This window comes from Streptomyces sp. JK94 (genome assembly GCF_053613315.1).
Map to the genome: position 1 here is coordinate 164537 of NZ_JBSICH010000006.1, position 18961 is coordinate 183497.

Annotated in this window: 20 protein-coding genes; 10 read left to right on the forward strand and 10 right to left on the reverse strand. The window is 71.7% G+C overall.

The genetic code is table 11. The annotated features are described in order from the left end of the window. Positions 1-137 precede the first annotated feature (137 nt). The gene (locus tag ACVV2G_RS05600) at positions 138-1958 is read right to left on the reverse strand and encodes a phosphoenolpyruvate carboxykinase (GTP) (RefSeq protein ID WP_453841457.1); all 1821 of its coding nucleotides are present in this window, start codon (positions 1956-1958) and stop codon (positions 138-140) included. Positions 1959-2274: 316 nt separating this feature from the next. On the opposite strand from ACVV2G_RS05600, the gene trhA reads away from it, so the two are divergent. Further along, positions 2275-2979, forward strand: coding sequence for a PAQR family membrane homeostasis protein TrhA (trhA, locus tag ACVV2G_RS05605; protein ID WP_453841458.1), 705 nt, complete (start codon positions 2275-2277; stop codon positions 2977-2979). Between the two features lie 120 nt (positions 2980-3099). Here the strand turns inward: trhA and ACVV2G_RS05610 are convergent, their stop codons facing one another. Further along, positions 3100-5130, reverse strand: a complete 2031-nt coding sequence (locus tag ACVV2G_RS05610; RefSeq protein ID WP_453841459.1) for a thioredoxin domain-containing protein — start codon at positions 5128-5130, stop codon at positions 3100-3102. A gap of 376 nt (positions 5131-5506) precedes the next feature. Between ACVV2G_RS05610 and ACVV2G_RS05615 the strand changes: the two genes are divergently transcribed. Then, positions 5507-6073, forward strand: a complete 567-nt coding sequence (locus ACVV2G_RS05615; RefSeq protein ID WP_453841460.1) for a Uma2 family endonuclease — start codon at positions 5507-5509, stop codon at positions 6071-6073. Between the two features lie 196 nt (positions 6074-6269). Here ACVV2G_RS05615 and ACVV2G_RS05620 read toward each other — a convergent pair whose 3' ends face one another. Then, positions 6270-6506: a hypothetical protein gene (locus ACVV2G_RS05620; RefSeq protein ID WP_453841461.1), complete on the reverse strand. Its 237-nt coding sequence runs from the start codon at positions 6504-6506 to the stop codon at positions 6270-6272. Next, positions 6499-7380, reverse strand: coding sequence for a mycothiol conjugate amidase Mca (mca, locus tag ACVV2G_RS05625; RefSeq protein WP_453841462.1), 882 nt, complete (start codon positions 7378-7380; stop codon positions 6499-6501). The genes ACVV2G_RS05620 and mca overlap by 8 nt, the downstream gene beginning before the upstream one ends. A gap of 179 nt (positions 7381-7559) precedes the next feature. Here mca and ACVV2G_RS05630 point away from each other — a divergent pair, with 179 nt between their 5' ends. Both ACVV2G_RS05630 and greA read left to right on the forward strand, forming a co-directional pair. Further along, the gene (locus tag ACVV2G_RS05630) at positions 7560-7958 is read left to right on the forward strand and encodes a DUF4307 domain-containing protein (protein ID WP_453841463.1); all 399 of its coding nucleotides are present in this window, start codon (positions 7560-7562) and stop codon (positions 7956-7958) included. Between the two features lie 181 nt (positions 7959-8139). Further along, positions 8140-8637 (forward strand): transcription elongation factor GreA, encoded by a 498-nt coding sequence (gene greA / locus ACVV2G_RS05635; RefSeq protein WP_053136288.1) that lies wholly within the window; start codon positions 8140-8142, stop codon positions 8635-8637. A gap of 349 nt (positions 8638-8986) precedes the next feature. On the opposite strand, the gene ACVV2G_RS05640 is transcribed toward greA, so the two are convergent. The 4 genes from ACVV2G_RS05640 to ilvA form a co-directional block, all read right to left on the reverse strand. Next, positions 8987-9793: an ABC transporter permease gene (locus ACVV2G_RS05640; protein WP_453841464.1), complete on the reverse strand. Its 807-nt coding sequence runs from the start codon at positions 9791-9793 to the stop codon at positions 8987-8989. Next, positions 9790-9939, reverse strand: coding sequence for a hypothetical protein (locus ACVV2G_RS05645; protein WP_453841465.1), 150 nt, complete (start codon positions 9937-9939; stop codon positions 9790-9792). Before ACVV2G_RS05645 ends, ACVV2G_RS05640 begins: the two co-directional genes overlap by 4 nt. Then, positions 9936-10949, reverse strand: a complete 1014-nt coding sequence (locus ACVV2G_RS05650) for an ATP-binding cassette domain-containing protein (protein WP_453841466.1) — start codon at positions 10947-10949, stop codon at positions 9936-9938. Before ACVV2G_RS05650 ends, ACVV2G_RS05645 begins: the two co-directional genes overlap by 4 nt. Before the next feature lie 251 nt (positions 10950-11200). Beyond that, positions 11201-12430, reverse strand: coding sequence for a threonine ammonia-lyase (ilvA, locus tag ACVV2G_RS05655; RefSeq protein WP_453841467.1), 1230 nt, complete (start codon positions 12428-12430; stop codon positions 11201-11203). Positions 12431-12594: 164 nt separating this feature from the next. Between ilvA and ACVV2G_RS05660 the strand changes: the two genes are divergently transcribed. From ACVV2G_RS05660 to ACVV2G_RS05670, 3 genes are all read left to right on the forward strand, one after another. Next, on the forward strand, positions 12595-13104 hold the full coding sequence (locus tag ACVV2G_RS05660; protein WP_453841468.1) for a MarR family winged helix-turn-helix transcriptional regulator: 510 nt from the start codon (positions 12595-12597) through the stop codon (positions 13102-13104). A gap of 134 nt (positions 13105-13238) precedes the next feature. Continuing rightward, positions 13239-13745, forward strand: a complete 507-nt coding sequence (locus ACVV2G_RS05665; protein ID WP_453841469.1) for a sigma factor-like helix-turn-helix DNA-binding protein — start codon at positions 13239-13241, stop codon at positions 13743-13745. Between the two features lie 58 nt (positions 13746-13803). Further along, positions 13804-14061: a hypothetical protein gene (locus ACVV2G_RS05670; protein ID WP_453841470.1), complete on the forward strand. Its 258-nt coding sequence runs from the start codon at positions 13804-13806 to the stop codon at positions 14059-14061. Between the two features lie 10 nt (positions 14062-14071). Here ACVV2G_RS05670 and ACVV2G_RS05675 read toward each other — a convergent pair whose 3' ends face one another. After that, positions 14072-15226 carry a cystathionine gamma-synthase gene (locus ACVV2G_RS05675; RefSeq protein ID WP_453841471.1) on the reverse strand — a complete coding sequence of 385 codons (1155 nt, stop codon included), beginning with the start codon at positions 15224-15226 and terminating at the stop codon, positions 14072-14074. 96 nt (positions 15227-15322) lie between these two features. Between ACVV2G_RS05675 and ACVV2G_RS05680 the strand changes: the two genes are divergently transcribed. Continuing rightward, positions 15323-16441, forward strand: coding sequence for a hypothetical protein (locus tag ACVV2G_RS05680; protein ID WP_453841472.1), 1119 nt, complete (start codon positions 15323-15325; stop codon positions 16439-16441). A gap of 102 nt (positions 16442-16543) precedes the next feature. Here ACVV2G_RS05680 and msrA read toward each other — a convergent pair whose 3' ends face one another. Then, positions 16544-17056, reverse strand: a complete 513-nt coding sequence (gene msrA / locus ACVV2G_RS05685; protein WP_453841473.1) for a peptide-methionine (S)-S-oxide reductase MsrA — start codon at positions 17054-17056, stop codon at positions 16544-16546. A 187-nt stretch (positions 17057-17243) separates the two neighbouring features. Between msrA and ACVV2G_RS05690 the strand changes: the two genes are divergently transcribed. Both ACVV2G_RS05690 and ACVV2G_RS05695 read left to right on the forward strand, forming a co-directional pair. Beyond that, a complete protein-coding gene (locus tag ACVV2G_RS05690; RefSeq protein ID WP_453841474.1) occupies positions 17244-17936 on the forward strand; it encodes a HEAT repeat domain-containing protein in 693 nt (230 codons plus the stop codon). Further along, a complete protein-coding gene (locus ACVV2G_RS05695; protein ID WP_453841475.1) occupies positions 17930-18934 on the forward strand; it encodes a MerR family transcriptional regulator in 1005 nt (334 codons plus the stop codon). Before ACVV2G_RS05690 ends, ACVV2G_RS05695 begins: the two co-directional genes overlap by 7 nt. Positions 18935-18961: the final 27 nt, after the last annotated feature.

Here is an 18961-nt window from a genome sequence, read left to right on the forward strand (position 1 = left end):
CCGAGCGGGGCCTTTCCGCCCTCCGGGGTACTGCTGAGCTACTGGAGCGCGGAAAGGCCCCCTCGTGACCGGCCTTCGTGACGACTTCGCGGGTCAGGGCTAGTCGGACCGGCCACGGAGTCTGGCGGTGGCGGTGCTCAGCCCAGGCGCCGCACCAGCGCCCGGTACTGGTCCCACAGCTCGGCGGGCGTGTGGTCGCCGAAGGTGTTCAGGTGCTCGGGGACGAGCGCCGCCTCCTCGCGCCACACCTCCTTGTCGACGCTGAGCAGGAAGTCCAGGTCGGCGTCGGCGAGGTCGAGGCCGTCGGTGTCCAGGGACTCCTTGGTCGGCAGCACGCCGATCGGGGTCTCGACGCCGTCGGCCCTGCCCTCCAGGCGCTCCACGATCCACTTCAGGACACGGCCGTTCTCGCCGAAGCCGGGCCAGACGAACCTGCCCTCGTCGTCCTTGCGGAACCAGTTGACGTAGTAGATCCTCGGCAGCCTGGACTGGTCCCGGTCCTTGGCCACGTCGACCCAGTGCCCCATGTAGTCGCCCATGTTGTAGCCGCAGAACGGCAGCATGGCGAAGGGGTCGCGGCGCAGCTCGCCGACCTTGCCCTCGGCGGCGGCGGTCTTCTCGGAGGCCACGTTGGCGCCGAGGAAGACGCCGTGGTTCCAGTCGAAGGACTCGGTGACCAGCGGTACGGCGGTGGCGCGGCGCCCGCCGAAGAGGATCGCCGAGATCGGCACGCCCCTGGGGTCCTCCCACTCCGGCGCGATGATCGGGCACTGCGCGGCGGGCGTGGTGAAGCGGGCGTTGGGGTGCGCGGCCGGGGTGCCGGACTCGGGGGTCCAGTCGTCGCCCTTCCAGTCGGTGAGGTGGGCGGGCGTCTCCTCGGTCATCCCCTCCCACCACACGTCGTTGTCGTCGGTGAGGGCGACGTTGGTGAAGACGGAGTTGCCCCACAGGGTCTTCATGGCGTTGGCGTTGGTGTGCTCGCCGGTGCCGGGTGCGACACCGAAGAAGCCGGCCTCGGGGTTGATGGCGTAGAGGCGGCCGTCCTCGCCGAAGCGCATCCAGGCGATGTCGTCGCCGATGGTCTCCACGGTCCAGCCCGAGATCGTGGGCTCCAGCATGGCGAGGTTGGTCTTGCCGCAGGCCGACGGGAAGGCGGCGGCGACGTACCTGGGCTCACCGGTGGGCGGGGTCAGCTTCAGGACGAGCATGTGCTCGGCGAGCCAGCCCTCGTCGCGGGCCATGACGGAGGCGATGCGCAGGGCGTAGCACTTCTTGCCGAGCAGGGCATTGCCGCCGTAGCCGGAGCCGTAGGACCAGATCTCGCGGTCCTCGGGGAAGTGCGAGATGTACTTGGTGCTGTTGCAGGGCCACGGGACGTCCTCCCGGCCCTCGGCCAGCGGGGCGCCGAGGGTGTGCACGGCCTTGACGAAGAAGCCCTCGTCGCCGAGTTCGTCCAGGACCGGCTGTCCCATGCGGGTCATGGTGCGCATGGAGACGGCGACGTACGCGGAGTCGGTGATCTCGACGCCCAGCGCGGAGAGCGGCGAACCGAGGGGGCCCATGCAGAAGGGCACGACGTACATGGTCCGGCCGCGCATGGAGCCGCGGAACAGGCCCTCGTCACCGGTGAAGATCTCCCGCATCTCGGCGGGGTCCTTCCAGTGGTTGGTCGGGCCGGCGTCCTCCTCCTTGGCGGAGCAGATGAAGGTCCGGTCCTCGACGCGCGCGACGTCGGAGGGGTCGGAGGCCGCGTAGTAGGAGTTGGGGCGCTTGATCGGGTCGAGCTTGCGGAAGGTGCCCTTCTCGACCAGCTCCCCGCACAGACGGTCGTACTCGGCCTCGGATCCGTCGCACCAGACCACTTCGTCCGGCTGGGTCAGTTCGGCGATCTCGTTCACCCACGAGATCAGCTCCCGGTGGTGGGTGGGGACGGGGGGAGCAGCGATGTCGCGCGCCACGATTGCTCCTAAATGAGGGGTTTTTTTGTTGGGAGGCCCCGTGGGGGCTGCGACCCGGATGCGTGACGTCGACCTCTTGGGTGCTCATCCGGTGCCGACCGCACTCATTTGATCATCCGACGTGAGCGCCCATCTGTCCAGAGGGCGTCACACCTGAGCGGCGTGAGGATCGCCACGTGTCCGCGCCGGGACCTTCGGGGGATGCCGGGACTTTTGAGGGATGCGGTGCGGGGTACTCCGTGAGACGATGATCACCCAGCGTCGACGAGCGTCCGTACTGATACGTAACTTACGGTCCCGTAGGTACGATGCCGCCATGACTGCGTCCGTCCCCGACGCGCCTAGGGACACACCGGCCGCCGGCCGCGGCCCTGTGGCGCTCTCCCTTCCCCACCCGGTCAAACCGAAGCTGCGCGGCTGGCTGCACCTGGGCATGTTCCCGGCCGTCCTGGTCGCGGGGCTGGTGCTCACCGCCCGCGCCGAGACGTCCGAAGGCCGCCTCGCCTGCGGGATCTACGTCCTGACGGCCTGCCTGCTGTTCGGCGTCAGCGCGCTGTACCACCGGGGCGACTGGAGCCCCCGGATGGACGGCATCCTGCGCCGTCTCGACCACGCCAACATCTTCCTGATCATCGCGGGCACCTACACCCCGCTCACGATGCTCCTGCTCCCGGAGGCCGAGGGGCAGTGGCTGCTGTGGGGCATCTGGGCCGCCGCGGCGGCGGGCATCCTCTTCCGCGTCTTCTGGGTCGGCGCCCCGCGCTGGCTCTACACCCCCTGCTACCTCGCCATGGGCTGGGCGGCCGTCTTCTACCTCCCGGACTTCATGCGGGCCGGCGGCGTCGCCGTACTGGTCCTGGTGATCGTGGGCGGCCTCCTCTACAGCGCGGGCGGCGTGATCTACGGCATCAAGCGGCCCAACCCCTCACCCCGCTGGTTCGGCTTCCACGAGGTCTTCCACTCCTTCACCCTGGCGGCCTTCATCGCGCACTACGTGGGTATCTCGCTCGTCGCCTACTAGCGGCCCCGTAGCGGCCCCGCCGAGCGGGCGGCGCGGGCTCCGCCGTGGCGGGCCCGCGCAACTGCCGCGTCCAGCAGCGCTCCGCCACCCGACGGCCCCCGCCGTGGCGCCCTGACCGTTTCACCCGGTCAGGGCCGCGTGCAGCCGTTCCGGATCGGTCGTCGGCGCGTCGCAGGTGAAGTTCCGGCAGACGTACGCGGCCGGGGCGCCGCCCACCAGCGGCCGGCCGGCCAGCAAGGGGAACTCGTCGCTCCCCTCGGTGCCGAAGGCGACGACGGTGCCGGGGGCCGTCCCCAGGAGTGCCGTGCGGTGCAGGCCCTGCGCCGCACGGTCGCCCGGCTCAGGCGCGACGACGGCCACCTCACGCGGCCCGTCGAGCAGCGCCTCCGCGACGGCCAGCCCCCAGCCGACGAACCGCGGCACCCGCGGACCGAGCGCCTTCACGACGCCCAGGGCACGCTCGGCGGCGGTGCGGTGCGGCTCGGAGCCGGTGTGGGCGGCGTAGGAGAGCAGGGCGCCCGCGGCGGCGGTCCAGCCGGACGGGGTGGCGTTGTCCGTGGGGTCCTGCGGGCGGCGGATCAGCCGCTCCGCGTCGGCCGCGGTGTCGTACAGGGAACCGGAGTCGTCAGTGAAGCGGGTGAGGACGTGGTCGAGCAGCAGCCCGGCGAAGTCCAGCCAGACGCCCTCCCCGGTGACCGAGGCCAGCGCGAGGAGGCCCTCCGCCACGTCCGCGTAGTCCTCCAGCACCCCGGCGTGCGCCCCCGCCCGGCCGTCCTTGCTGGTGCGGAAGAGCCGCGCCTGCTCGTCGAGGTGCAGCCGCACCAGCAGGTCGGCGGCGGCGACGGCGGCCTCCACCAGGTCGGGGCGCTCGAAGTAGGCGCCCGTCTCGGCGAGCGCGGCGATCGCCAGACCGTTCCAGGCGGCGACCACCTTGTCGTCCCGGCCCGGGGCGGGACGCGCGTCCCGGGCGGCGAGCAGCCGCTCCCTGACCGAGGCGATCCGCCCGGCGTCGAACACGCCCTCCTGCTGCGGCAGCTGGAGCACGGAGGACCCGTGCTCGAACGTGCCCTCCTGGGTCACGCCGAAGTACCGGGCGGCGAGTTCCGCGTCGTCGGCCCCGAGGACCTCGGTGAGCTGCGCGGGCGTCCACACGTAGTGGGCACCCTCGACGGACCGGCCCGTGCCGTCGTCGCTGTCCGCGTCCAGCGCGGAGGCGAAGCCGCCCTCGGCGGTGCGCAGTTCACGCACCATGAAGTCGGCGGTCTCCAGCGCGACCCGGCGGGCGAGGTCCGACCCGGTGGCACGCCACAGGTGGGCGTAGACGCGGCACAGCAGGGCGTTGTCGTACAGCATCTTCTCGAAGTGGGGCACCACCCACTCGCGGTCCACGGAGTAGCGGGCGAAGCCGCCGCCCAGCTGGTCGTAGATTCCGCCGCGCGCCATCCGCTCGCAGGTGTCGCGCGCCATCTCCAGCGCGCCGTCGGCGCCGGTGCGGGCGTGGTGGCGCAGCAGGAACTCGACGACCATGGACGGCGGGAACTTCGGCGCCCCGCCGAACCCGCCGCGCTGCGGGTCGTACTCCCGGGTCAGCCCGAGCAGCGCCTGCCCGAGTTCCGCCTCGCCGGGCGCCTGCGCGTCGCCGTAGGAGATCTCCCGTCCGGCGAGGTCCCGCACGATCTTCCCGGCGACGTCGGTCACCTCGCCCCGCCGTTCCGCCCAGGCCTGGTGGACGCCGTGCAGCACCTGACGGAAGGACGGCATGCCGTGCCGGGGCTCGGGCGGGAAGTAGGTGCCGAAGTAGAAGGGCTCCCCGTCCGGCGTCATGAACACGGACATGGGCCAGCCGCCCTGTCCGGTGGCGGCCTGCACGGCCTCCATGTAGACGGCGTCGACGTCGGGGCGCTCCTCGCGGTCGACCTTGACGGACACGAAGTGCTCGTTCATGTACGCAGCGGTGTCGTCGTCCTCGAAGGACTCGTGCGCCATGACGTGACACCAGTGGCAAGCGCTGTAGCCGACGCTCAAGAACACGGGGACATCGCGCCGCCGGGCTTCTTCGAACGCGTCGGTCTCCCAGGGCCACCAGTCAACGGGGTTGTCCGCGTGCTGGAGGAGGTACGGGGACGTGGCCTGCGCGAGTCGGTTGGGCATACCCCCATCCTTGCGCACCGGCCTCTGCCCCACCCATGCGCCACAGGGGCAGCACCACAAACGGGGCGGAGGGCGCCGACACCAGTGGACCGGCTCATCAGCGTGCTGGCGCACATAAGGCGAGGTCACGCCAGCCAGCCGGTTCATACGTGCATGCCTCTCACCACGCCTGGCCCGACCGGTGAAACCCCCGCGGGCCCGCCCCGCCCGGCTGAATCGCACTGGTGAGCCATCACGTGGTGGGCGGCTCCTACCCCTCGGGATCGGCGCCGGACCTCACCCGGCGTTCCTCCGAGTCGGGCGGCCCGACACCTCGGAACAGTAGGCTTGGCGCAGCAGCGCCGGACCTGCCGAGGCTCCTCGAAGGAGGTACACCATGACCGCCGAAATGGTGGCGCCCGCGTGGATGCACACGCAGGTCAGCGCGGAGCAGTACGACTCCTGGTCCGAGGAGCAGTGCACCGGCATCGAGATCGTGGACGGAATGGTCGTCGTGAGCCCGAGCGCCTCCAAGCGGCACAACCGGCTGGCCCGAATCCTGGCCAATGCCCTGGACGCCGCCGCGGGCCCGGACTGGAACGCCGACACGGGATTCGACGTCCGCCTGCAGGATGTTCCGCTCACCAACCGCCGTCCGGACGTCATCGTCTACCGGGCGGAGACCATCGACCTCACGCCCACCCGCCCCGAGCACGTGCTCCTGGTCGTCGAGGTCGTGTCGCCCGGTTCGGAAACCACCGACCGAATCGTGAAAGTGGACCAGTACGCCAAAGCCGGCATCCCCTTCTACTGGCGGGTCGAGCAGGCCGCCACCGGTGTCCCCCTCGTCTACACCTATGTCCTCGACCCCGCCACCAAGGCTTACAGGGACGGCGAGATGTTCACCGGCGCGATCAAGACTGCTGCGCCCTTCTCCGTCGCTGTCGACCTGGGAGCCGTCTGACAGCGCTGGAACGTCCTTTCCCCATGACCGGGCACAAGCCGCCCGGTACCCCAGGGTCCTCCCGGCCACCGGCCTTCCGGCCGCGCGGTCGTGCCTCCCCGGCGCGCGAACGGTCGGGGAGGCGCGCGTCAGCGCCGGGGCGTCGGCCTCGCCCCGGCGCGCACCGGCGTCGGGGCGAGGTGGGCGGTGCCCGGCGTCACCCCTTCCGGGGCTCCGCCCGGCCGGAGGGCTCCGCCTCCGGGTCCGGCGCCTCCTTGAAGTCCACCTTGTTCATGTGCCGGCTCATGGACCGCATCAGGCCCCACACCGCCAGGGCCATCACCGCGAAGACGACGAACCCGAGGACACCGGGGGTGACCTTGTCCTCGTCGAGTTCGGCGAGAGTGACCAGGTGCGTCATTGCCAGGCTTGCGCTTGCACTCATGTCAGGCATTGTCCCGGACGCCCGCGAAGAGGTCGTCCTCGGGGAGGGAGGTGTCCACGAGGGACTTGGCCAGCTCGTACTCCTCGGTGGGCCAGACCTCCTTCTGGATCTCCATCGGCACCCGGAACCAGCCCCCGTCGGGGTCGATCTGCGTGGCGTGGGCGATCAGCGCCTTGTCACGGATCTCGAAGAACTCGGCGCACGGCACGTGCGTGGTGAGCGTGCGCTCCTTGCGCTGGAACTCCGACCAGCGCTTGAGCCAGTCCCCGTACGGCGACTCCAGGCCACGCTCCAGCAGCGCGTGGTGCAGCGCCTCGGTGCGGGGGCGGTTGAAGCCCTGGTTGTAGTACACCTTCACCGGCTGGTACGCCGGTCCGTACTCCGCCTCGGGGTACTTCTCGGTGTCGGCCGCGCCCTCGAAGGCCACCATCGAGATCTTGTGGGTCATGATGTGGTCGGGGTGCGGGTAGCCGCCGTTCTCGTCGTAGGTGGTGATCACCTGGGGACGGAAGGAGCGGATCTTCCGCACCAGCTCACCGGCCGCCTTGTCGACGTCCTCCAGGGCGAAGCAGCCCTCCGGCAGCGGCGGCAGCGGGTCGCCCTCGGGCAGGCCGGAGTCGACGAAGCCGAGCCACTCCTGCTTGACGCCCAGGATCTCCCGGGCCTCGTCCATCTCCTTCTTGCGGACCTCGTGGATGTGCTCCTCGATGTACGCGTCGCCCTGGAGCTTGGGGTTGAGGATGGAGCCGCGCTCCCCGCCCGTGCAGGTCACGACCAGCACGTCCACTCCTTCGGACACGTACTTCGCCATGGTGGCCGCGCCCTTGCTCGACTCGTCGTCGGGGTGGGCGTGGACGGCCATCAGTCGCAGCTGGTCAGTCAAGACTCAATCCTCGGTCAGTCGGCGCCCGTGTGCAGCGGCGCGATCCAATGGGTGCCGCCCGGCAGGGACGTCCGTGAGGGGCGGCGGTCGGGTGGCGGGTGGCGGCTTCTATAGTGACCGAATCGGGAGCGGAATAATTCCGGAGCCCGGGAAGACCGGCGGCGGCCGAGAGGACGATCATGAGTACGGCGAGCACGCGCCCGCCCGAGAGCCGGTACGGCCGCTCCTCGGACGAACGGGCCGACCGGACACTCAAGATCGTCGGAGCGGTGCTGGGCGCCGTCCTGCTCGCGATGATCGGCTGGTTCGGCTACCACTACGTCGGTCAGAACAAGATCAGCGGCGAGCTGATCGGTTTCGAGCTGGCCGAGGACTCGGTGCAGGTGCACCTGGAAGTCCGCAAGGACGCCGGTGTCACCGGCTACTGCACGGTCCGCTCCCAGGCGGAGGACGGCGACGAGGTAGGCCGGGCCGACTTCCGCTTCGACGGGGACGACACGCGCGTCGACGAGGTCGTCACCCTGCGGACGAAGGCCGCGGGCACGTCGGCCGAGCTGCTCGGCTGCCACGCGGACTGATCCCCCAGGCGGCCGTTGACGCGAATCCGCGGGCGCTGACCTGCGGTAACAGAATTCTGGTGGCTTATGTCCTCCCCCTTCGGCCACTGAATTGTTAGGCTCGTGGTTTCGCCCTTCCGTGAAGGAACATCCTTCTGGGTAGGGCGTTGATTTGTATTCCCAGTACCAACGAGGAGCACCCGTGACCCAGACCAGCGAGAACGTCACCTGGCTGACCCAGGAGGCGTACAACAAGCTCAAGGAGGAGCTTGAATACCTTACTGGTCCTGCGCGCACCGAGATCTCTGCCAAGATCGCCGCGGCACGCGAGGAGGGGGACCTGCGCGAGAACGGCGGGTACCACGCGGCGAAGGAGGAGCAGGGAAAGCAGGAGCTCCGTGTGCGCCAGCTGACCCAGCTGCTCGAGAGCGCCAAGGTGGGTGAGGCTCCGGCTGCGAACGGCTCGGTGGCCCCCGGCATGGTCGTCACGATCGCCTTCGACGGCGACGAGGACGACACGCTGACCTTCCTGCTCGCCTCGCGCGAGTACGCGAGCTCGGACATCGAGACCTACTCGCCGCAGTCCCCGCTGGGCTCGGGCGTCATCGGCCACAAGGTCGGCGAGGACGCGCAGTACGAGCTGCCCAACGGCAAGCCGGCCTCCGTGAAGATCCTCAAGGCCGAGCCGTACAACGGCTGACCCTGCCGGGCCGGCCGGTGTGCCCGGCCATCCGTCCCTGACCGGCCCCCGGCGTCCTGTGCCCCTTCGACGCCGGGGGCCTCGTCATGAGGCGGCGGACATCCCCAGCCCGGTCCTGTCTTCGAGCCGTCCCACTGACCGTTCGGGTTCAGCTCCAGCCACCGCAGTGAGCCCCCCAGCCGACTGGCCGGGGGCTCGCTTGCTTCGCTGACCTGCCGGCTCACTTCAGGCTGTCTTCGACGGCCTCGAAGATGTCCGAGTCGGTCTCCTTCTGCCAGGCCGGCAGATCGGGCCAGTCGGCACACACCTCCTCGGGGACGGAACCAAGCGCTCACCCCGGCCAGGGCCTTCAGCCGTCCGCCGACCGGTACTTCCGCACGGCCAGGGTCCGGAAGACGACGATGATCAGAACGGACCAGATCACCGAGGCCCAGACGGGATGCTCCATCGGCCAGGCGTCCGAGGTGGAGACGCCGGGGTTGCCGAACAGCTCCCTGCACGCCTGCACGGTCGCACTGAACGGATTCCAGTCCGCCACGTGCTGGAGCCAGGGCGTCATCTGGCTGGAGTCGACGAAGGCGTTGGAGACGAAGGTGACGGGGAACAGCCAGATGATCCCGCCGGATGTTGCGGCCTCGGGGGTCCGGACCGACAGCCCGATCAGTGCGCCGATCCACGTGAAGGAGTAGCCGAGGAGCAGGAGGAGCCCGAAGCCACCCAGAATCTGGGCCAGGTTCGTGGACTCGCCCGTGCCCGTGCGCCAGCCCACGATCAGGGCCACGACCGCCAGGACAAGCAGGGTGATCGAGGTCTGGACGAGGTCGGCAACAGTGCGGCCCGTCAGGACGGCACCGCGCGCCATCGGCAGCGACCGGAACCGGTCCACGAGTCCCTTCTGCATGTCGTCCGCGATGCCGGCGGCTGACCCGGCCGTAGCGAACGTGACCGTCTGGGCAAAGATGCCGGCCATCAGGAAGTTCTTGTAGACGTCCGGGTCGGTTGTGTTGCCGACCTTCAACGAGCCGCCGAAGACGTACGTGAACAGGATGACGAACATAACTGGCTGGATGACCCCGAAAAGGACCATCTCGGGAATCCTGGTCATCCGAATGAGGTTCCTGCGGGCGATGACCATCGAGTCGGCGACCATGCTCATGCGACGCCCCCCTCCCCCGCGATCAGGCGCTGACCGGGGCCGGAAGCCCAGTTGGGACGAGATTCAGCCGAGCGGACAAGAGCGACGGGGTCGGTGGTCGCCGCGAACGGCTCGGTGTCGGCTTCGGTTTCGGTGAGGGTGCTCACTTGGCGGCCTCCTTCTTGTCCTCGTGGCCGGCGCCGGCCACCGGGTCCTTCTCTCCGTCGCCGCCCGCGGCCTCGGCCACATGGCCGGTGAGGGAGAGGAAGACGTCGTCGAGGGTGGGGCGGCGCAGGCCGATGTCGTCGATCTCGATGCCGCGGGTGTCGAGTTCGCGGATGACCTCGGCCAGCAGCTTGGCTCCGCCGGTGACGGGGACGGTGAGTTTGCGGGTGTGCTCCTCGACGCTGGTCGCCCCCTTGCCGAACCCGTCGAGCACCTCGGCGGCGGTCCCCATGTGGGCGCGTTCGTGGACCACGACCTCGACGCGCTCGCCCCCGGTGCGGGCCTTGAGCTGGTCGGAGGTGCCGCGGGCGATGACGCGGCCGTGGTCGACGACCGCGATGTCGTGCGCGAGGTGGTCGGCCTCCTCCAGGTACTGCGTGGTCAGCAACAGGGTGGTCCCCCTGGAGACGAGCTGCTTGATGACCTCCCACAGCTCCTGCCGGTTGCGGGGGTCGAGGCCGGTCGTCGGCTCGTCCATGAACATGACGGGCGGGGAGACGACCAGGGCGGCCGCCAGGTCGAGCCGGCGGCGCATGCCTCCCGAGTAGGTCTTCGTGGGACGGTCGGCCGCCTCCGTGAGGTGGAACTGGTCGAGCAGCTCGCGGGCCCGGGCCTTCGCGGCGCCGGCCCGCATCTGGTAGAGCTGGCCGACCATCTGGAGGTTCTCCCGGCCGGTCAGGTATTCGTCGACCGCGGCGAACTGGCCGGAGAGGCCGATCGAGCGCCGGACCTCGTTGGGGTGCTTGAGGACGTCGATGCCCGCGACGACCGCCTTGCCGCTGTCGGGGCGGAGCAGGGTCGTCAGGCAGCGGACGGCGGTGGTCTTGCCCGCGCCGTTCGGCCCGAGCAGGCCGAGGACCGTGCCTTCGGGAACGTCGAGGTCGACGCCGTCCAGAGCCCTTACGTCACCGAAGGTCTTCACCAGGCCTTCGGCATGGATGGCGCCTGGCATATGAGTCTCCACGTCGTCGGGGATTCTTCGGAAAGCCTAGGTTCGTACGTTTCGCTGCGCTCAGCGAGTGAATTACGACGAACCATAACGCGATGTATCGCGTCTCACAATGCGATGACTCGAACGAGTGACGGCCGACCCCAGCGCGGCCACGCGATGCACCCTAGCCGGAAGCCGGAGAGCAGAAGGCGGAAGCCGGAAGCCGGCAGACGGAAGCGGGAGGGCGGAAGCCGGAAGCCGGAAGGCGGAGGTCAGGCGATGACGGGGTAGCCCGCCTCGCGCAGCGCCCGGTCGACCTCGGCGCAGTGCTCCGGGCCCTTCGTCTCCAGGTGCAGTTCGACCTCCGCCTCCGTGAGCCCGAGCCGTGGGTCGGTCCGGACGTGGCTCACGTCGAGGACGTTGGCGTCGATCACCGACAGCACCCCGAGCAGGGTGGCGAGGGCGCCGGGCCGGTCCGTCAGGCGCAGCCGGACCGCCAGGTAGCGGCCCTGCGCGGCCATGCCGTGCCGCAGCACGCCCTGCATCAGCACCGGGTCCACGTTGCCCCCGGACAGCACCGTCACCACGGGCCCCTCGAAGGCACCCGGCTCGCTGAGCAGTGCCGCCACGGGACTCGCCCCGGCCGGCTCGACGACCAGTTTGGCCCGCTCCAGGCACAGCAGCAGGGCGGTGGACAGCTCGTCCTCGGAGACCGTACGGACCTCGTCGACCAGGTCGCCGACGATCCCGAACGGCACGTCGCCGGGCCGCCCGACCCGGATGCCGTCGGCCATCGTCGCCGGGTTCTCGACGGCCACCGGACGCCCCGCGGCCAGTGACGGCGGGTACGCCGCCGCGCCCTCGGCCTGCACGCCCACGATCCGCACGTCCGGCCGCAGCGCCTTCACCGCGACCGCGATCCCGGCCGCCAGGCCTCCCCCGCCGATACCGACCACGACGGTCCGCACCTCCGGGCACTGCTCCAGGATCTCCAGCCCGACCGTGCCCTGGCCCGCGATGACGTCCGGGTGGTCGAAGGGGTGGATGAACACCGCGCCCGTCCGCTCCGCGTACTCCTGGGCGGCGGCCAGCGTCTCGTCGACCACCTGTCCGTGCAGCCGCACCTCGGCGCCGTAGTCCCGGGTCGCGCTGATCTTCGGCAGCGGGGCGCCCTTCGGCATGAACACCGTCGAGTGCACTCCGAGCAGCGACGACGCCAGCGCCACCCCCTGCGCGTGGTTGCCCGCGCTCGCCGCGACCACTCCGGCGGCCCGCTGCTCGGGCAGCAGTCCGGCGATACGGACGTAGGCGCCGCGCAGCTTGAACGAACCCGTGCGCTGGAGGTTCTCGCACTTGAGGTGCACCGGCGCGCCGACCAGCCGGGACAGGTGCCTGCTGCCCTCCATCGCCGTCACCCGCGCCACCCCCGCGAGCATCTTCTGTGCTCCGCGCACGTCGTCGAGGGTGACGGGTCCGACGAGGGCGGCCGTGCTGTAGCTCATGCCTCCAGCATCGCAGTTCACGGACGTCCAAGGTCGTGGTGACCAACCTCCGAGACCCCGCTTTGCCCCAGCACCGGTACGCCTCACCGCCCGGCCGCGTACCCTGTCCCCCAATTAGCAGCCCTCCACGAAGTGAGCCCCCGGCCATGCCCACAACACCTGAAATGTCGATGGACATGACGACCGCCGGTGACACCGGTCTACTCGAGACGCTCCAGCACGAGGTGGCGCTCTTCGCCCGTCGTGCCGAACAGACCCGGCTCGGCGGGGTCGGACAGGTGCGCAACTCCATGGACCGCGCCGCCTACCTGCTGCTCAACCGCCTCGACAAAGAGGGCCCGATGGGTGTGAAGGCACTCGCCGCGAGCATGGGCATCGACTCCTCGACGGTCACCCGGCAGGTGGCGCCGCTCGTCGACACCGGGCTCGTCAAGCGCACCTCGCACCCCGAGGACGGACGCGCGGTGGTGCTCCAGCTCTCCCCGCGCGGCGAGTCGCGGCTGGAGGAGGTCCGGTCCTCCCGGCGTCAGCTCATGGCCGAACTGACCCACGACTGGGCGCCCGAGGAGCGCGAGGCGTTCTGCACGCTCCTCACGCGCTTCAACGGCGCCCTGTCCGCGCGTATGGCGCCGCCGGGCGGGGCGGCGGGCGAGGAGGCCCCGGCCGCTTCCTGAGAGGTCCCGCGGGCTTTCCGGGGCGGTTCGTTCGTACCGAACTCTTGACCGGCGTGCCGCCCCTGGCCTGATATGAGACCCAGGGGGTCGTCGTACGAGACCCAGGGGCCGTCGCCCTCTGGGCGGGAGGCGCGGTGCGAGAACGGCATGCGTCCCACGGTGCCCGCCGGGCCCGCGAGTTCGAGGCGTTCGTCGCGGGGGCGGCAGGGCGGCTGCTGCATGCCGCCACCCTGCTCACGGCCGAACCGCCGGCCGGCAACCCGTGCGCGCGGCGCCTGCTGGCGCTCTCCCTCGCCCGCACGTACGCGGACTGGGACCGGCTGCACGGTGAGGACCCGTACGACCGGGCCCGCCAGTACCTGGCCGCCCGCTTCGCCCGCGCGGCCTGGCACCGCTACGGCGGCGGCCTCGGCCGGGTCCGCAGGTCCCCCGCCGGTCCGCTGGGCGGCCTGACCCCGCGGGAACGTCTGATTGTGGTGCTCAGGCTCCACGAGGGTGTCGCCGAGGTGCAGGCGGCCGCGCTGCTGGGCATGCCCGTGGAACGCGTCCGCACGATCTGCGACCGCGCGACGGCCACCCTGCTGCACCCGCCGCCCGGCCCCTCCCGCGCGGCGGCGGGGGCCAAGGCGGCGCCGCCGTGACGGGCGCGGCGGCCGGTACGGCGCCCTTCACGCGCGCGTGGCGCCCCGGCAGGCGCCGGTGAACCGCTCCGGGCGCGAGGCCGCGGCGCGGCGGATCATGGAGCAGTCGCCCCCGCGGGTGCCGCCCGAGCTGTACGCGGACGCCGTGCGCCGCGGGGGCCGGTTGCTGCGGCGCAGGGCCGCGGCCCGCCGCCTGCTGTGGCTGGTGCTGTGCGCCGCGGCCGTGGCGTTCACGGTGTGGGCGCTGACGGTCCAGCCGTGGGCGGCGCCGCCGTCGCGGACGACCCCACCCGTGACGGGCCGGGAGGGCTGGTGAGCCCTCGGGTTCAGCCCAGGGCCTGCTGGAGGTCCGCGAGCAGGTCGTCGACGTTCTCGATACCGACCGACAGCCGTACCAGGTCGGCGGGCACCTCCAGGGCCGAGCCGGCCGTGGAGGCGTGCGTCATCCGGCCCGGGTGCTCGATCAGCGACTCGACGCCGCCCAGGGACTCGCCCAGCGTGAACACCTTCGCGCGGTTGCAGACCTCGACGGCCGCCTCCTCGCCGCCCTCGACGCGGAAGGACACCATGCCGCCGAACGCCTTCATCTGCTTGGCGGCGACCTCGTGCCCCGGGTGCTCCGGCAGCCCCGGGTACAGCACGCTCGTCACGCGCGCGTGCCGGGAGAGCATGTCGGCGACCTCGGTGGCGTTCTCGCAGTGCCGGTCCATGCGGACCGCGAGCGTCTTGGTGCCGCGCAGCACCAGCCAGGAGTCGAAGGGCCCGGCGACCGCGCCCATCGCGTTCTGGTGGAACGCCAGCTCCTCCCCCAGTGCCTGGTCGCCGACGACCAGCGCGCCGCCGACGACGTCCGAGTGGCCGCCCATGTACTTGGTCAGGGAGTGCACGACGACGTCCGCGCCGAGCGCCAGCGGTTGCTGCAGGTACGGCGTGGCGAAGGTGTTGTCGACGACCAGCCGGGCGCCGGCGCCCCGGGCGACCTCGGCGACGGCGGCGATGTCGGTGATCCCGAGCAGCGGGTTGGAGGGTGTCTCCACCCACACGGCCTTGGTCTTCGGGGTGAGCGCGGCCCGCACGGCGGCGGGGTCGGCCGTGTCCGCCACCGACCACTCCACGCCCCACCGCGTGGCGACCCTGGCGAAGAGCCGGAAGGTGCCGCCGTACGCGTCGTTCGGGATCACCACGTGGTCGCCGGGGCTCAGCAGCGTACGCAAGAGGCAGTCCTCGGCCGCCAGTCCGGACGCGAAGGCGAGGCCGCGACGGCCGCCCTCCAGGGCGGCGAGGTTCTCCTCCAGGGCCGTGCGCGTCGGATTGGCGCTGCGGCTGTACTCGTAACCGTCGCGCAGTCCGCCGACGCCGTCCTGCTTGTACGTCGACACCTGGTAGATCGGCGGGACGACCGCGCCCGTCCGGGGGTCGGCGGTGTTGCCCGCGTGAATCGCGAGCGTCTCGAAGTGCTGACTGATCTGCCTGTCGCTCATGGGCACCGAGGGTAGCGGCGCGGACGGCTCCGCGCGTTCTCCCCGGGGTGCGGCACAGGTTGGCCAATTGTCGGCGCCGTCTGGTTCGCTGGAGACATGGAGATTCTCTGGCTGCTGATGGCGCTGGTCATGCTGGGCTTCGTGCTGCTCCAACTCTCGCGGCGCCGGCGGAGCGCGGTGGGGCTGGTGCCCCCCGGCCACCCGGACGCGGCCGACCCCGCGAACTACGGCTTCGCCCGCGAGGAGGAGCTGGACATCCGCATGCCCGGACCCGACCACGACCTGCTGGAGGTCCTGGACCTGGTGCAGCGCACGCAGGACCACCGGGGGGCGCAGCAGCTGCTCGCCGGTACGGAGAAGGAGGGCGAGCGGCGCTGGCAGCGTGTGCAGGCCTTCGCGGGTGCCGCGTCCCTGGAGCTGCGGCAGCGGCCGGGCGGTGCCGGCGGGACGCCGGGCGGGCAGTGGCTGCGGGTGTGGCGGGCCCAGGCTCCGAAGGACGCGGGTGGCGCGGCCGTGCACGCCGAGTTCCTGGTGCAGCAGGCGTGGCGGACGGCGGCGCCCGGCACGGACGACTTCCGCATCATCATGGAGGAGGCCAGGGCGGCCTGTGCGGAGGCGGCCCTGCTCGCCCCCGGCGACCCGGTCCCGTACATCGTCGAGCTGTCGGTGGCCCGGGGCCTCGGTTATCCGCGCGAGGACTTCGAGCAGCTCTGGCTGAAGATCCTCGACCGCGCGCCGAACCACATGGGAGCGCACCTGGCCGCCCTGCACTACTGGTGCGAGAAGTGGCACGGCTCCCGGGACCTGGCGTACTCCTTCGCGGAGGCCGCCGCGGCCCGCGCGCCGCAGGGCTCGCTCCTCGCGGCGATGCCGCTGTTCGCGGTCTTCGAGCACCTGCCCGAGGTCAATCTGGTCAGGGGCTTCTACCAGAGCGAGGTCGTCACCAAGGCGGTCCACGGCGCTCTGCACGCGGTCCACTCGGCCCGCCCCGGGGACCCGATGCAGGCGCACGTCCGCCATCTGTTGATCTTCTTCCTGGTCCGCGGCGAGCGCTGGGCCGAGGCCATGAACCAGCTGGTCGTCGTCGACGGCCACGTCGGCGCCCTGCCCTGGACCCTGTCCGCCGATCCGGCGGCGGAGTTCGCGGTCCACCGCGCCCTGGCGGTGGCGGGCTACGAGGCGAACGGCGGCAGCCCGGCGACGCTCCCCCACTGACGGTGCCCCGGGGCTGCCGGGCGGGACTGGCGGCCGGGCGCGCCCACACCGGCCGCCGGCGGTCCGGCGGCGGGCCCGTGCCCGCCGTCGGGCCGCGCCGCGTCAGCCCTCGGTCCGGGCGGGCAGCCGCCATCCCGGACGCGGGAAGTGGCAGGTGTAGCCGTCGGGGTAACGCTGCAGGTAGTCCTGGTGCTCGGGCTCGGCCTCCCAGAAGGGGCCGACCGGCTCCACCTCGGTGACGACCTTGCCCGGCCACAGACCGGAGGCGTCGACGTCCGCGATGGTGTCCTCGGCGATCCGCTTCTGCTCGTCGTCCACGTAGTAGATCGCCGAGCGGTAGCTGAGGCCGATGTCGTTGCCCTGGCGGTTCCGCGTGCTCGGGTCGTGGATCTGGAAGAAGAACTCCAGGAGCGCGCGGTAGTCGGTCCGCTCGGGGTCGAAGAGGATCTCGATCGCCTCCGCGTGCGTGCCGTGGTCGCGGTACGTCGCGTTCGGCACGTCTCCCCCGGTGTATCCGACCCGGGTCGCCGTCACGCCCGGAAGCCGGCGGATCAGCTCCTCCATGCCCCAGAAGCATCCACCCGCCAGTACGGCCCTCTGTGTCTGCGCAGCCATTGCGGCCCTCCCATTTCCTGTCAGCCGGGTCACTCGGGTTGCTCAGCACACGCCCGCATCCCATCCGACCCACGTCAACGCACGAGACCGCCTCGCGATTCCTCGCCGCCCGGCCCGCGCGCCGTCGCCCGCGTTGACCTTGACACGGTGGCAGGGTCTTCACTGCCGTCCAAGGAGGTGGCTTCCCATGACCATGACCACGGGACCGGACCCGGACGCGCTGCGCGCGCTCCGGGGCCTGGAGGACGACCGTTCGTCCGTGCGGCTGCGGACGGCCCTGGCGGTCGGCACGGCACCTGATCCGCGCTTCGTCGGCAAGCTCGTCGAACGGTGCGCGGTGGAGCCGGAGTTCTTCGTCCGCGACATGCTGACCTGGGCGCTCACCCGCCACCCGGTGTCCGCGACGCTCCCCGCGCTGCTCCGGGAGACCCGCTCCGAGCGAGCCCAGGCCCGGAGCCAGGCGCTGCACACCCTGTCCAAGATCGGGGACCGGCGGGCGTGGCCGGCGATCACGCGTGCCCTGCTGTCCGACGCCGACGACGAGGTGGCACGGAGCGCCTGGCGGGCCGCCGTCGTCCTGGTGCCGGAGGGCGAGGAGGCCGAGCTGGCCGCGACGCTGGTGACGCAGCTCGGGCGCGGTGAGCGGGAGACGCAGCTGAGCCTCAGCCGGGCGCTGGCCGCGCTGGGGGACGTCGTGCTGCCGGCGCTGCATGCCGCGGCGGCGGCATCGGCGCCGGACGGGCGCGTGCGCGCGCACGCCCTCGCCACGGAACACCTGCTGCGTGACCCGGACACCGACTTCGGGTACGCGATCGAGGAGGCCAAGCGCGTCGTGGCCCTCGGCGGGTCCGGCCAGAAGGGACGACGGGGCAGGTGCTGATCGGTGAGGTGGCGCGGCGGTCCGGGGTCAGTGCCCGCATGCTCAGGCACTACGAGTCGCTGGGCCTGCTGCGGCCCTCGGCCCGCACGGGTTCCGGCTACCGGGAGTACTCCGCCGAGGACATCCGGCGGATCTTCCACATCGAGAGCCTGCGGTCGCTGGGACTGTCGTTGCGCGAGATCGGCCGGGCACTCGACGATCCGGGTTTCACACCGTCGGCACTGGTCGACGACCTCATCCGGCAGACGCGTGCGCGCATCGCGGCCGAGACCGAGCTGCTGACGCGACTGTGCCGGATCGGTGCCGCGGAGCCCGCCGGCTGGGAGGACGTCCTCCAGGTCGTCCCGGTGCTGCAGGCACTGGGGTCGAAGAGCGCCGCGGCGCGCCAGCGCGCGGCCCTCTCCTCGGTCGACGAGGTGCCGGTGCCGGTGGCGGCCCTGGTCGACGCGGTACTGGGCGAGACGGACCCGATCGTCGCCGGCGCCCTGCGGTGGGCGCTGGCGCGATCGGGCGACGCCGGCACGGCGCTGCTGGCGCAGGCCCTCGCCTCGCCGGAGGCCGCGGTGCGCGAACGCGCCGTCCAGTGCCTCGCCGAGCTGCCCGGCACCGGGGCCACCGCCCCGCTCCGGGAGGCCCTCGCGGACCCCGACGCCGCGGTCCGCGGCCGTGCGGCTCTGGCTCTCGGGGCGCGGGGAGTGGCCGCTGCGGTGCCGACGCTCACCGACATGATCGTCGGAGGACGCCACGACACCGACGCGGCCGACGCGCTGAGCGTGCTGGCCGGCGACGGCGCGACGGCGGAACGGATCGCCGGCGAACTCGTCGACCACCTGGCCCGCGACACCACCGACGCGCCGGGACGCGTACGGCTGACCCAGGCGCTGGCGGACATTCCGGGGCCGACGGCCGCACGTGCCCTGGCGGAGCTGTCGCACGACGGGGACCGGACCGTCGCGCTGACCGCGACGTACCTCGTCCGGCTGCGCGGCGCGCGGTGACCCGGCGGGGCGACCCTCCCGCTCGGG

What these genes read in the sequence shown, in the direction of transcription:
- trhA (WP_453841458.1), top strand. Translation starts at nt 2,275, where the DNA reads ATGACTGCGTCCGTCCCCGACGCGCCTAGGGACACACCGGCCGCCGGC.
- ACVV2G_RS05610 (WP_453841459.1), bottom strand. Translation starts at nt 5,130, where the DNA reads ATGCCCAACCGACTCGCGCAGGCCACGTCCCCGTACCTCCTCCAGCAC.
- ACVV2G_RS05615 (WP_453841460.1), top strand. Translation starts at nt 5,507, where the DNA reads ATGACCGCCGAAATGGTGGCGCCCGCGTGGATGCACACGCAGGTCAGC.
- ACVV2G_RS05620 (WP_453841461.1), bottom strand. Translation starts at nt 6,506, where the DNA reads ATGCCTGACATGAGTGCAAGCGCAAGCCTGGCAATGACGCACCTGGTC.
- ACVV2G_RS05630 (WP_453841463.1), top strand. Translation starts at nt 7,560, where the DNA reads ATGAGTACGGCGAGCACGCGCCCGCCCGAGAGCCGGTACGGCCGCTCC.
- ACVV2G_RS05640 (WP_453841464.1), bottom strand. Translation starts at nt 9,793, where the DNA reads ATGAGCATGGTCGCCGACTCGATGGTCATCGCCCGCAGGAACCTCATT.
- ACVV2G_RS05650 (WP_453841466.1), bottom strand. Translation starts at nt 10,949, where the DNA reads ATGCCAGGCGCCATCCATGCCGAAGGCCTGGTGAAGACCTTCGGTGAC.
- ilvA (WP_453841467.1), bottom strand. Translation starts at nt 12,430, where the DNA reads ATGAGCTACAGCACGGCCGCCCTCGTCGGACCCGTCACCCTCGACGAC.
- ACVV2G_RS05660 (WP_453841468.1), top strand. Translation starts at nt 12,595, where the DNA reads ATGTCGATGGACATGACGACCGCCGGTGACACCGGTCTACTCGAGACG.
- ACVV2G_RS05675 (WP_453841471.1), bottom strand. Translation starts at nt 15,226, where the DNA reads ATGAGCGACAGGCAGATCAGTCAGCACTTCGAGACGCTCGCGATTCAC.
- ACVV2G_RS05680 (WP_453841472.1), top strand. Translation starts at nt 15,323, where the DNA reads ATGGAGATTCTCTGGCTGCTGATGGCGCTGGTCATGCTGGGCTTCGTG.
- msrA (WP_453841473.1), bottom strand. Translation starts at nt 17,056, where the DNA reads ATGGCTGCGCAGACACAGAGGGCCGTACTGGCGGGTGGATGCTTCTGG.
- ACVV2G_RS05690 (WP_453841474.1), top strand. Translation starts at nt 17,244, where the DNA reads ATGACCATGACCACGGGACCGGACCCGGACGCGCTGCGCGCGCTCCGG.